This is a genomic window from Sphingopyxis sp., assembly GCF_050916055.1.
Classification (GTDB): Bacteria; Pseudomonadota; Alphaproteobacteria; order Sphingomonadales; family Sphingomonadaceae; genus Sphingopyxis.
The window spans coordinates 2,948,720-2,961,515 of record NZ_CP051527.1 but is presented as its reverse complement, the minus strand read 5'-3'; the positions used below and the strand labels follow the sequence as shown (position 1 = coordinate 2,961,515).

Sequence of the window (12,796 nt, the reverse complement as noted above, 5' to 3'; positions counted from 1 at the left end):
CTTCCGGTTGGAAAGCGGGCGGTCCCCCGTGTCAGTGGCTGGCGCGGTTTAGAATTTGCCGCGCAGCGTCACGCCATAGGTCCTGGGTTCGGCCAGGAACTGCGAGAAGATCTGGCGGCCGCCCGGATATTGCGGGTCGGCGAAGGCGGTGCCGGTAGAGGTGCCACCTTCCTGGAACGGCGAGTTGAACGCGACCTGGGCATATTGCTTGTTGAAGATATTCTGGGCCCAGAATTCGAGACCCCATTTCTCGTCGGGTCCGCGCAGGCCGACGCGAGCGTTGAACAGCGCGTAACCGTCCTGTTCCTTCTGCGGAAACAGGTCGGACCCGGTGTTGTAATCGCTGGTCATGCGGCCATCGATATAGAACAGGCCCGACAGTCCGCTGTTGCCGATCTCGGGCGTCCAGGTCACGCTGCCGGTGGCGACCAGTTCGGGCGCGTTCGACAGATTGTTGCCCGGCAGCAGGCGCAGCGCCTGGTCGAGCGGGGCGCCCGAGGCGTTGCCGACCAGGTTGCTGCGATATTTGGTGTTGGCATAGGTCAGGCCCGCCGCAACGCGGAAGTCGCGCGCCGGAACCAGCGAGGCTTCGAGTTCGACCCCTTCGGTCCGCACCCCCCAGGTCACGTCGTCGGCGGCGCAGGCGCCGCTCGCCGCCGCCCCGGCGTTGAAGTTGGGAGCGCCGGTGAACTTGCTCTGGTCGCGGTCACCCCCGGCCAGATCGCTCGAACAGCCGTTGATGTTCTGGACCAGGAACACCGTGCCGTTGAAGGTGTTGAGCTGGAAGTTCTTGAAGTCCGAACGGAAGCCCGACACGCTGAGGCTGAACGGGCCGGTCGAATATTTGGCACCGACTTCGTAGCTGTCGACCAGTTCGGGATCGAACTGGAGGTTGCCGACCAGCGACTGCGCGCCGGCCTGGCCGCCGAACGGCACGATCGGCGATTTCAGCGCCGAACGGTCGAGGTTGAACCCGCCCGCCTTGTAACCGCGCGCGAAGCTCGCATAGACCAGCAGATCGTCGGTCGCCTTGTACGAAAGGATCGCCGTGCCGGTCCATTCGTCCTCGCTGCGCTGGTCGTTGATCGACACGCCGTTGAGCTCGGCGGTCGAATTGCCCTGACAGCCGAGGCCGATCAGTGCGCCGGCCAGCGCCCGCGCGGTCGCGTTCGAGGCCGGGCTGCTCAGATCGTCGAGCAGCAGGCCCTGCACCGTGGTGCAGACCGTGTTGTCGTTGGTAAAGCTCGCCGAGAATTTCTTCTTGTCGTGCGTGTAGCGCAGCCCGAGCGTCAGATCGAGCTTGTCGGTGATGTGGACGATATTGTGGGTGAAGATCGCCCAGTTGGTGCCGTTCTGGAAATAGCGGTCGTTGATCGTGCCCAGATCGTTGAGCCCGTCGAGCGCATTGAATGCGGCCAGGACGTCGGGGCCCGCCGCGCCGCTGGCGCCCGCGATCGTTGCCGGGCCGACGCCGGGAACGACGCAGAGCGGGTTCGTCGGCGAATACAGGCCGGCAAGTCCGCCGCCCGAAATGATGCGGCACGTCGCAAAGCGGCCATAATCGTCACCGAAGCGCAGATTGTCGCGCACCGTCAGCTTTTCGTTGGCGTAAAAACCGCCGACCAGCCAGTCGAGCTTGCCGTCGAAGGCTTCGCCCTGCAGGCGCAGTTCCTGGGTGAAGGTGTGGAACTGGCGATAGGCGTCGTCGCTCGGGTCGCGGTACAGGATATCGACGCTGCCGTAATCGACGTCGCCGGCCTGGCTCGACCGATACTGGCGATAGCCGGTGATCGAGGTCAGCGTCGCGCCGCCGAAGTCATAGTCGATCTGGCCCGAAACGCCGTAATCCTTGGTTTCGCCGGCATAGCTGCGGCCGGGCGATACGAAGATGTCGCGACTATAGCCCTGATTGAAGGCGCTGAGCGGCTGGCCGAGGTCGTTGAGCACCCGGATGATATTGTTGCTCGTGGCGGTCGCCGGAACGCCGGGGTTGTTGAGGTTGCCGATGAACGGGTTGACGCTGTTGTCGATATAGGTCGCGGCGCAGCATTTTTCGTCGCGATAGGTGTAATCGGCAATCAGCCGCACCGACAGCGCGTCGGTCGGTTCGAACAGCAACTGCCCGCGGACGAAATAACGGTCGCGGTTGTTGACGTCGGTGTTGTTCGTATTGTCGCGATAGAAGCCGTCGCGCTTCACCCACACGCCGTCGATGCGCGCTGCCAGCGTGTCGCTGATCGGGCCGGTCAGGCTGGCGGCGGCGCGCCAAAAGTCGTAATTGCCATAGGTGATCTCACCCGATCCGCCGAATTCGAATTCGGGCTTTTTCGAATAGATGCTGATCAGGCCTGCCGACGAGTTGCGACCGCCGAGCGTGCCCTGCGGGCCGCGCTGCACTTCGACGCGGTCGATCTCGCCGAGTTCGTTGAGGCCGATGCCCGAACGCGAGCGATAGACGCCGTCGATGAAGACCGGGACCGAGCTTTCGAGGCCGGGGTTGTCACCGACGGTGCCGATCCCGCGGATACGCGCCGAACCGTTGGCTTCCGAGCCGGTCGACGAAACGAGCAGCGACGGGGCGACCTGGTTCAGCTGGCGGATGTCGTTCGCGCCGCTGTTCTGCAGCGTTTCGGCGTTCACCGCCGAGATCGCGACCGGCACGTCGGACAGCAATTGCGAACGGCCCTGCGCGGTCACGACGATCGGTGCGTCGGCGCCGTACTCGTCGGCTTCATCCTGCGGTGCGGTGTCGGCCGGCGGGGCGGTGTCCTGCGCGAAAGCGGGAACCGCGGTGACGGCGATGGCGAGCGATACCCCAAGCGCGCTGGTGCGCAGCAAATGGGCGCCAAGAAGGGAAGATGATTTCATATCGGGCACTCCTCTCACAATTTCGTTATTTTCGTTGCCCGTCGGTCATAGCGAAATTGCGCCGCCGTTCCAGCGCAACCCCCGCTTTTGCGCCGTTCTTTGCCCGAGTGATGCTTTTTAGTCACAGCTCCAAATTGCGAAAGCAAGGCGCCGCGTGGCTTAGCCCGCCGCCGCAGCATTGCTTGCCGTAACGTCATCGCGCCCCGTGCCGCGGCACGGGAAGACGAGGAGCCGTTCGCGCGCAACGAGCATCGCGCGATAGCCGCCGGCGAAATTTTCGGCGATCGGGGCGGCGGTCACGTCCAGCCCGCCGGTCAGGCTGCCAAAAGCGGGCATGATCAGCCGCCGCTCGTCGGCGGCAAAACAGGCGCGCGACACGTTGCGGCCGCGCACCGCGAGGCGGAGCTTGGGATGGAAGTGCCCCGATATTTCGGGGCGCCTTTCGCCGGCAAGGCATTGATGGCGCAGCACGATCCCATCGATCGTCAGCTCGTCGGCGACCTCGCCGCCCCAGGCACCGCCCGACAGGCCGTCGTGATTGCCCGCGATCCACAGCAGCTTCGTCGCCGCTGCCTGCGCATGCAGCCGTTCGGCGACGGCGGGGACGATGCGCGCCGCAGCATGGCGATCGTGAAAGCTGTCGCCGAGGCACCAGATCGCGCGGGCGCCGGTCGCGGCGGCAAGTCCGGCCAGCCGGTCGAGCGTGTCGTGGCTGTCGTACGGCGGCAGCGGCTGGCCGAGCGCCGCGTACCAGCTCGCCTTTTCCAGATGCAGATCGGCGACGATCAGCGCCGCGTGGCGCGGCCAGAACAGCGCGCGGTCGGCCAGCACGACGAAGGCATGGCCGGCAAAATCGAGGGTGGGCACCGCGGGCATGGCGCCGCTATGCCGCGCGCGCGCGGCATCGTCTATAATCTAGGCTCGCTAAATTCCGCGCGCGCGGTCGTTCGCCGCATAACGCTGCCCGGTGTCGCGCCGCGCCCCGTCGGGCAGGTCGAAAACGACGCGCTTGTTCGGGAAGTCGATCTCGACCCGGTCGAACAGCGACAGGCTGTCCATGCCGAGCAGCAAGGCCGGCCGCTCGACCAGTCCCAGCGCGCGAAACGCCTGGCTGTCGGCGAAGCTGACCGGCAGGTCGTTGACGTCCATGCCGTTGATGATGATGCGGCGGATCGCGGTGCGCGTCGCCGGCACCGCCTCGCCGGTCACCGCGCCCAGCGTCGTCGGGAAAAAGGGCAGGCGGTTGGCGCGCTTCGCCGTCACCAGCTTTTGCAGCGCCAGATTGCCGACGCTCGTCTGCGCGCCGGTATCGACGATCACGTCGATGCGCCGCCCGTCGAGCCGCGCGTCGGACAGGATCAGCCGCCCCGCCGAATTGCGCGCGGTCACGACGATCGCATCGTCGTCGCGGATGATCGGTCGCGCGCGCTTGCGCGTTTCCAATATCTCCATCGTCTCCTTGCGAAAATCGATGAGCACGCGCCGCTCCTCGAGCATGTCGACCCCGATCAGCCCCGCGGCGCCGATATGCCGCCCGAAAAAGGACGGCGCGTCGAACCCCGTCATGTGCAGGTCGGTCATCTGCAGCGCGGCGACGCGAAAGCTCGGCACTGTCGCCGATCCGCCGATCGTTGCGATCCGCAGCTTGCCGCCCTCGACCAGCGCCAGCCGGTCGGCGAGTTCGCGCGCGATGATCGTACGCTCGGCGCCGGTATCGACCAGAAAGGAAAACGGCCCCTCGCCGCCGACGATGACCTTCACCGACATGCGCCGCGTCGCGTCGAGATCGAACGGCTGGACGAAGGGGGTGATCTCGCTCGTCAGCGCGGGTTCGGTGACGGTGGTCGCCGGGGCGGCGGGAAACGCGGGGGGCGCCGGCGGCTGGCTCACGCCGAGCAGCAGCGGCGCCGCGGCGAGCGCGCTCCAGATCATCGGCCGCTTCCGAAGCTCAGTCATCGCGGGCATCCTCATTATATCTATGCGCACCAGTCTACGCCGCGTAGTCGCTTGCGGCAAGCGGCGCGCCGGCGACCGTCTCATCCGTCCCGGTCGGGGTGCATCGCTGCCGCCGCCAGCTCGTCGGCAAGGTCGCCCAGCAGCGCGTCGTCGATGTCGGCGCCCGCGACATTCTCGCGCCCGATCAGCACCAGCACCGGGACGGCGAGCGGGCTGATCCGGCCGAGCCGCCGGTGCACCATCGTCCCCGCCGCGCGGTCGAGCAGGTCGCCGAGGCGGGCGACGTCGGTCAATCGCTCGCGCGCATCGGCCCATGCCGCCTCGAGCAGCAGGTGGTCGGGCTCATATTTGCGCAGGACGTCGAAAATCAGGTCGGTCGAAAAGGTCACCTGCTTGCCGGTTTTGCGCTTGCCCGGATGCTGGCGCTCGATCAGGCCGCCGATCACCGCGACCTCGCGGAAAGCGCGTTTCAAAAGGTGCGATCCTTCGACCCATTCGACGAACTCATCCTCCAGGATCGCGGCGTCGAACAGCGCCTCGGGATGGTCGATAGGACGCAGCGACCAGATCGCCAGCGCATAGTCCGACGCGACGAAGCCCAGCGGCTGCAACCCCGCGCGGTCCATCCGCTTCGAAATCAGCATGCCCAGCGATTGGTGCGCGTTCCACCCCTCGAACGGATAGGCAACCATATAGTGGCGCCCCTCGTGCGGGAAGGTTTCGACGAGCAGCTCGCCGGGGCGCGGCAGGACCGAGCGCAGTTGCTGCATTTCGAGCCAGAAACGGACATCGGCGGGAAAGCGCACCCAGCTCGCCGGGTCGGCAAGGAAACCGCGCACCCGGTCGGCGAGCCGCGTCGACAGCGCCATGCGCGCCCCGACATAGGAGGGGATGCGCGCCGGTTTGCTCGTTGCCCGGACGAGGATGTCCGAGTCGCGGATGCCCTCGACCTCCAGACTTAGCCCGGCAAAGGCAAAGGTGTCGCCGGGGCTCAAGCTACTCGCAAAATATTCCTCGACCGTGCCCAGCCGCCGCCCATTCTTGAACCGCACGTCGAGCGTCGGCGCATCGACGATGATCCCGGCGTTGAGCCGGTGCTGCGCCGCCAGTCGCGGATGCGCGATGCGCCAGCCGCCCTGTCCATCGGGGGCGAGGCGGCGAAAGCGGTCGTAACTTTTCAGCGCATAGCCGCCGTCGCGGACAAACCCGAGCAGCCGGGTAAACAGCGCGGCATCGACCCAGCGATAGGGCGCCGCCGAACGGATCTCCGCCAGCAGCGCTTCCTCCTGAAACGGCGCCGCGCAGGCGAGCGCCATCACATGCTGCGCCAGCACGTCGAGCGCGCCGGGGCGAAAGCGGTCGGCGTCGCGCTCGCCGGCTTCGACCGCGTCGAGCGCCGCCTGCGCCTCCAGATATTCGAAGCGGTTGCCCGGCACGATCAGCGCCTTGCTCGGCTCGTCGAGCCGGTGGTTGGCGCGCCCGATGCGTTGGAGCAGCCGCGACGAGCCCTTGGGCGCCCCCATCTGGATCACGCAATCGACATCGCCCCAGTCGAGCCCGAGGTCGAGGCTCGACGTCGCGACCAGCGCGCGCAGCCGGCCTTCGGCCATGGCGTTTTCGGCGCGCTGGCGCGCCTCGCGGTCGAGGCTGCCGTGGTGGATTGCGATCGGCAGGCTGAGGTCGTTGACCTTCCACAGCTCCTGAAAGATCAGCTCGGCCAGCCCGCGCGTGTTGCAAAAGATGATCGTCGTGCGGTTCTTCGCGACCTCGGCCATCACTTGGTGCACCGCATAGCGCCCCGAATGCCCTGCCCACGGCACCGCGCCTTCGGGCAGCAGGATCGCGATGTCGGGATCGGCGCCCGCTTCGCCCGCAACCAGCGTCACCGCCTCGGCGTCGCCGCCGGGCGCCAGCCAGCTGCGATAGGCGTCGGTGTCGGCAATCGTCGCCGACAGCCCGACGCGGCGCAGGGCAGGCGCGATGTGCTGGAGCCGCGCGAGTGCCAGGCTCAGCAAATCGCCGCGCTTGCCCGGCGCAAAGGCATGGATCTCGTCGATCACCACCGTTTTCAGGTCGGCGAACATCGTGAAACTGTCGGGATACGACAGCAGCAGCGACAGCGATTCGGGGGTGGTCAACAGGATGTTCGGCGGACGGCTGCGCTGCCGCGCCTTCTTGTCCGACGAGGTATCGCCGCTGCGGCTCTCGACGCTGATGTCGAGGCCCATGTCGGCGATCGGCCCCAGCAGGTTGCGCTCGACATCGGCGGCGAGCGCCTTCAGCGGCGACACATAAAGCGTGTGCAGCCGGTCGGTCGGATGCGCATGAAGATCGACGAGCGTCGGCAGGAACCCCGACAGCGTCTTGCCCGCCCCGGTCGCGGCGACGAGCAGCGCACTCTCGCCGCGCTGCGCCGCCGCCAGCATATCGGCCTGGTGCCGCCGCAGCCGCCATCCGCGCGCGGCGAACCAGTCGGTAAAGGGGGCGGTTAGCGGCATGGACAGGATGTGGCGTTGCACGGGACGGGGGGCAAGCCCCTGCGGTCGTCGCGATCGCAGCGCTGCGCCGCGATTCAGGGTGCAGAAAGTCAATGTCGGGTTTGGAGTGGAGAGCGGGCGTTTGCCCAACCTCATGCCCTCCCCTTCAGGGGAGGGCAGCGAGACTTGCCAGCTTGCTGGCTTAGTCGCAGCGGGTGGGGCTATCGGCCTTGCGTAAGGCCGATAGCCCCCACCCCAACCCCTCCCCTGAAGGGGAGGGGCTTTATGTCCGCAACCTGTCGAAACCGGTAGCCCGCCGATCGGGCAACAAAAAAAGGGCGACCCGCAGGCCGCCCCTTCTCTATCCGATGATCCTGCCGGTCAGTCCTGATGCGGCTGGATGTTCACCGCGGCGAACTTGCCGCGATCGTCGACCTCGATATCGAAAGCGACGCGGTCGCCTTCTTCGAGGCCGGTCATCCCGGCGCGCTGCACCGCGCTGATGTGGACGAAGGCATCGGCCTGTCCATCATCGCGGGCGATAAAGCCGAAGCCCTTGGTGGTGTTGAAGAATTTCACCGTGCCCGAGGTGCGCTCGCCGGTCAGCTGGCGCCGGCCGCGGGCGCCGCCGGGGGCGGCGCCGGGACGCTCGCCACGATCGTCGCGGCGCGGTCCGTTGTCCTCGATCGGCATCGGTTCGCCTTCGATCTTCAGGTCGATCGCCGACACCTTGCCATTGCGTTCGACGAGCGTGAAGCCGAGCGGCTGGCCCGAGGCGAGACCCTGAAGGCCGGCCTGTTCGACCGCGCTGATGTGCACGAACACGTCTTCGCCGCCATCGTCGCGCGCGACGAAGCCAAAGCCCTTCGCGGCGTTGAAGAATTTGACCGTGCCATTGCCTTCGCCGACGACCTGCGCCGGCATCCCGCCGCCGCGTCCGCCGCCGAAACCGCCGCCACCGCCGCCGCCGCCGAAGCCGCCGCCACGATCGCCACCGCCGAAGCCGCCACCGCGGTCACCGCCGCCGAAACCACCGCCGCCGCCGCCGCTCCGGTCGCCGAAACCGCCACCGCGATTGCCGCCGCCGTAGCTGTCGCCGCCAAAGGGTGCCGGTTCGAAGCTGTCGAAATTGCCGAAATCATCGCGCTTGCCGCGCCCCCGCTGGCCGCGGCGATCCTTGTTGAAACTCATTGTCTAGTAGTCGCTTTCGGTTCGTCCACACCCTATTCGAACGGCGTCTTGCGCCGGACGGGGACGCAGTTCACCATGGGCACAGACTCGCCCCGTGCCGCTAACGACGCAATATATAACCTATATCCGCGCTTCGGGCGAACGGAAAATTCAAGAACGGGCTGCGGATTTCGGCGCGCTGGCCCGCACTGTCGCCGCGGCGCGTTGGCGCGGCGCAAAACCAGTCATTGAGCGGCAAGGCGGCTTCGCCTAAGGCAAGCCGATGACGGTGTATTTCCACGAAGAAGATCTGCCCGCCGGCGTGCTCGGCGCCGGTGCGGTCGCGATCGATACCGAGACGATGGGGCTCAACCCGCTGCGCGACCGGCTGTGTCTGGTCCAGATCAGCGACGGGTCGGGCGACGAGCATCTTGTCCGCTTCAACCCCGGCAGCGCCTATGACGCGCCGGTGCTCAAGGCGATATTGACCGATCCCAACCGGTTGAAACTGTTCCATTTCGCGCGTTTCGACATCGCCGCGCTGCAACAGGCGCTCGGCGTCGTGACGGCGCCGGTCTATTGCACCAAGATCGCCTCGCGGCTGATCCGCACCTACACCGACCGCCACGGGCTGAAGGAACTGGTGCGCGAACTGCTCGGCCAGGACGTGTCGAAACAGCAGCAGTCGAGCGACTGGGGCGCCGCCGAACTCAGCGACGCGCAGCGCGACTATGCGGCCAGCGACGTGCGCTTCCTGCACGCGATGAAGGAGATACTCGACGTCCGGCTGGCGCGCGAAGGGCGCAGCGAACTGGCGCAGGCCTGTTTCGATTTCCTGCCGACGCGCGCCGCACTCGACCTCGCCGGTTGGCCCGAAACCGATATTTTCGCGCACAGCTGAGCGAATCGCAGCATCATGTCCGAACGCGCCGATCTCGACCGCACGATGCGCCGCCTGTGGGCGACGAGCGGGTCGAATCACGACCGCATCGTGCGCATCCTGCGCTTCGGCCTGCCGCTCGTGATCGGCGTGGTCGCCGCGGTCCTGATCTTTTCGCCGTTCACCCAGCGCGCCGAAATCAGCTTCCTGCTCGCCAAGGACAAGGTCGAGGTGGCGCAGGAGCGGATGAAGGTGACGCGCGCCGAATATCGCGGCCAGGACGGCAAGGGCCAGCCGTTCGCGCTGCTCGCGGGGAGCGCGGTACAGAAATCGAGCGCCGAGCCGGTCGTCCGCCTGACCGACCTGTCGGGGGCGATTCGCCTCGCCGACGGGCCGGCGACGATCGCCGCGACGGCCGCCCAATATGATATGGAAACCGAAAAGATGCTCGTGCCCGGCGCGGTGCGCGTCAACAGCGCCGAGGGCTATCGCATCGACGCGACCAATGTTTCGGTCGACCTCAAGACCCGCAGCCTGACCGGCACCGGGGGCGTCGACGGCACGTTGAACATCGGCCGCTTTTCGGCCAATCAGCTTTACGCCGATCTCGACGCGCGCATCGTCCGCCTCACGGGCAATGCCAAGCTGCGGATCAACCAGGGAGTCATCAAATGAACGGCCAGTCGAAGCCGCGCCTGTTTGGCCTGGAGAGCGTCGCGCTCGGCGGCGCGGCGTTCCTGTTCACCAGCCTCGCGATCCTGTCGGGCGGCACCGGCGGCGACGCCGCGCAGGCACAGGCGCTCGCCAACCACAACAGCAGCGCCCCGGTCGATTTCGATGCCGGGGTGATCGAGGTCCAGGACCGTGCCGACCGCGTCATCCTGGCGGGCGGGGTGCGGGTAACGCAGGCCGGCATGACCGTGACCTCGCAGCGGATGACGGTCGCCTACACGCGGTCGGGCGGCACCGACGTCAACCGCCTCGACGCGACCGGCGGCGTGGTGGTGACCAAGGGCGACGAGCGCGCGTCGGGCAATGTCGCGATCTACGATCTCGACCGGCGGCTGATCACGATGGTCGGCAATGTCGAACTGCGCCAGCGCGGCAACAATCTGCGCGGCGGACGGCTGGTGATCGACCTCAATTCGGGGCGGGCGACGGTCGACGGGCGCGGCGGTGCGCGCGGGCCTGACGGCAATCCGGTGCAGGGCGGCACCGGCGGGCGCGTGACGGGCACCTTCACCGTGCCCGAACGGACGCAGTGACCCGCGCCTTTACCCGATCGTAAGCATAAGCGGGCATTCTGGCCGCAGGGACCAGAACATCCGCGGCGCAGGGGCGGCGTCGCGACCGACAAAGGCCCTGCCCATGCGCTTCTCCCCGCTCGTCCCGCCGCGCCGTCCGGCGCCCGGCCCGCACGCCGACATCACCCGTAACGCCGAGCCTCCCGGCCCGACGCCCGGCGAACGGCGGCTGATCGACCGCCTGCTCCGCCGCGCCGGCTATCGCGATTCGCGGTAGCCGAATTTCGCGCGCCGCCGCGAAGTAACCGGCGTGAAGTAGCGCGTCGGCGCCGACGCCGCTTGGCGTTCGGCCCGCGCGCCCCTACATGCGGGGGCGATGCCGCCCGACACCCTCTCCTCCGCCGAGGCGGCCCAGGAGCCGCCCGTCCTTGCGACGCTGCGGCGCTTCCTGCCCTATCTCTGGCCCGCCGGGCACACCGAACACAAGTTGCGGATCGTCGTCGCGGCGCTGATCGTGCTGGCGTCGAAGGGCGTCCAGCTGTCGATGGGCTTTCTGTACGGCGCCGCGATCGACGCGATGGTGCCGGGGATGGAACAGGGCGTCGCGCTGGCGATCGGGCTGGTGCTCGCCTATGCCGGCGCGCGCTTTGCCGGGGTGTTGTTCGACAATCTGCGCAACGTCGTCTTCGAACGCGTCGGGCAGGATGCGACGCGCGAGCTCGCGACCGCAACCTTTGCCCATCTCCACGCGCTCAGCCTGCGCTTTCACCTCGCGCGGCGCACGGGCGAGGTGACCAAGGTGATTGAGCGCGGGACGAAGAGCATCGACACGATGCTCTATTTCCTGCTCTTCAACATCGCCCCGACGGTGATCGAACTCGCCGCGGTGCTGATCATCTTCTGGACCAAGTTCAGCTTCGGCCTCGCCGGCGCCACCGCGCTGATGGTGGTCGTCTATATCATCTTCACCCGCAAGGTGACCGACTGGCGCAACGCGCTGCGCGCCGAGATGAACGACCTCGACACGCTGACCGTCGGGCGCAGCGTCGACAGCCTGCTTAATTACGAGACGGTCAAATATTTCGGCGCCGAGGCGCGCGAGGCGGCGCGCTATCGCCATGTCGCCGATCAATATGCCTTTGCCGCGGTGAAGAGCGAGAACAGCCTCGCGTGGCTGAACATCGGGCAGAGCTTCATCACCAACGCGGCGATGGCGGGCGCGATGGCCTATACGGTGTGGGGCTGGTCGACCGGCGAGTATAAGGTCGGCGACGTGGTGCTGGTGAACACGCTGCTCGCCCAGCTGTTCCGTCCGCTCGACCTGCTCGGCATGGTCTATCGCGTCATCCGCCAGGGGCTGATCGACATGGAGGCGATGTTCCGCCTGATCGACACCCCGCCCGAAATCCGCGACGTCGCCGGGGCGCCGCCGCTGGCCGTCGATGGCGGCGCGGTGGCGTTCGACAATGTCGTGTTCGGCTACGAGCCCGACCGCACGATCCTGAACGGAGTCAGCTTCGCGGTCGGCGCCGGTGAGACGCTGGCGATCGTCGGCCCCTCGGGCGCCGGCAAATCGACGATCGCGCGGCTGCTCTTCCGCTTTTACGATCCGCAGGGCGGGCGGGTCACGATCGACGGCCAGGATATTGCCGGGGTGACGCAGCAAAGCCTGCGCGCCGCGATCGGCATCGTGCCGCAGGACACGGTGCTGTTCAACGACAGCATCGGCTACAACATCGGCTACGGCCGCGAAGGCGCGAGCGCCGCCGACATCGCCGCCGCGGCCGAAGGCGCGGCGATCGACGCCTTCATCGGCATCCTGCCGCAGGGCTATGATACCGAAGTCGGTGAGCGCGGGCTGAAGCTGTCGGGCGGCGAGAAACAGCGCGTCGCGATCGCCCGGACGTTGCTCAAAAACCCGCCGGTGCTGATTCTGGACGAAGCGACCAGCGCGCTCGACAGCCGCACCGAGGCGGCGATCCAGGACATGCTCGAACGCATCGCGGCGCGGCGCACGACCCTGGTCATCGCGCACCGCCTGTCGACGGTGACCGCCGCCGACCGCATCATCGTGCTCGACCATGGCCGCGTCGCCGAAACGGGAACCCACGACCAGCTGCTGCGCATGCGCGGACTATACGCCGACATGTGGGCGCGGCAGCAGGCGGAAGTGGAGGAGGGGACGGTCGACGCCTGATCCG

At 67.4% G+C, this 12,796-nt stretch carries 10 protein-coding genes; 5 read left to right on the top strand and 5 right to left on the bottom strand.

Features of this window, described 5'->3' with window-relative positions:
* Positions 1-48: 48 nt before the first annotated feature.
* The 5 genes from HEQ22_RS14385 to HEQ22_RS14365 all read right to left on the bottom strand — a co-directional run bounded on the left by HEQ22_RS14385 (position 49) and on the right by HEQ22_RS14365 (position 8,492).
* Positions 49-2,868: a TonB-dependent receptor gene (locus tag HEQ22_RS14385; protein WP_432768531.1), complete on the bottom strand. Its 2,820-nt coding sequence runs from the start codon at positions 2,866-2,868 to the stop codon at positions 49-51.
* 159 nt (positions 2,869-3,027) lie between these two features.
* Entirely contained in the window at positions 3,028-3,744 is a 717-nt protein-coding gene (gene pdeM / locus HEQ22_RS14380) for a ligase-associated DNA damage response endonuclease PdeM (RefSeq protein ID WP_432768530.1), read from the bottom strand.
* 48 nt (positions 3,745-3,792) lie between these two features.
* On the bottom strand, positions 3,793-4,824 hold the full coding sequence (locus tag HEQ22_RS14375; protein ID WP_432768529.1) for a retroviral-like aspartic protease family protein: 1,032 nt from the start codon (positions 4,822-4,824) through the stop codon (positions 3,793-3,795).
* Positions 4,825-4,904: 80 nt separating this feature from the next.
* Positions 4,905-7,322 carry a ligase-associated DNA damage response DEXH box helicase gene (locus HEQ22_RS14370; RefSeq protein ID WP_432768528.1) on the bottom strand — a complete coding sequence of 806 codons (2,418 nt, stop codon included), beginning with the start codon at positions 7,320-7,322 and terminating at the stop codon, positions 4,905-4,907.
* 360 nt (positions 7,323-7,682) lie between these two features.
* Positions 7,683-8,492, bottom strand: a complete 810-nt coding sequence (locus HEQ22_RS14365) for a cold-shock protein (RefSeq protein ID WP_432768527.1) — start codon at positions 8,490-8,492, stop codon at positions 7,683-7,685.
* A 262-nt stretch (positions 8,493-8,754) separates the two neighbouring features.
* On the opposite strand from HEQ22_RS14365, the gene HEQ22_RS14360 reads away from it, so the two are divergent.
* The 5 genes from HEQ22_RS14360 to HEQ22_RS14340 all read left to right on the top strand — a co-directional run bounded on the left by HEQ22_RS14360 (position 8,755) and on the right by HEQ22_RS14340 (position 12,792).
* Positions 8,755-9,372, top strand: coding sequence for a ribonuclease D (locus HEQ22_RS14360; protein ID WP_432768526.1), 618 nt, complete (start codon positions 8,755-8,757; stop codon positions 9,370-9,372).
* 15 nt (positions 9,373-9,387) lie between these two features.
* On the top strand, positions 9,388-10,026 hold the full coding sequence (gene lptC, locus HEQ22_RS14355; RefSeq protein ID WP_432768525.1) for an LPS export ABC transporter periplasmic protein LptC: 639 nt from the start codon (positions 9,388-9,390) through the stop codon (positions 10,024-10,026).
* Positions 10,023-10,616: an LptA/OstA family protein gene (locus tag HEQ22_RS14350; protein WP_432768524.1), complete on the top strand. Its 594-nt coding sequence runs from the start codon at positions 10,023-10,025 to the stop codon at positions 10,614-10,616. Before lptC ends, HEQ22_RS14350 begins: the two co-directional genes overlap by 4 nt.
* 103 nt (positions 10,617-10,719) lie before the next feature.
* The gene (locus HEQ22_RS14345) at positions 10,720-10,872 is read left to right on the top strand and encodes a hypothetical protein (protein ID WP_432768523.1); all 153 of its coding nucleotides are present in this window, start codon (positions 10,720-10,722) and stop codon (positions 10,870-10,872) included.
* 99 nt (positions 10,873-10,971) lie between these two features.
* Positions 10,972-12,792 (top strand): ABCB family ABC transporter ATP-binding protein/permease, encoded by a 1,821-nt coding sequence (locus HEQ22_RS14340; protein ID WP_432768522.1) that lies wholly within the window; start codon positions 10,972-10,974, stop codon positions 12,790-12,792.
* The last annotated feature ends 4 nt before the right edge of the window (positions 12,793-12,796 follow it).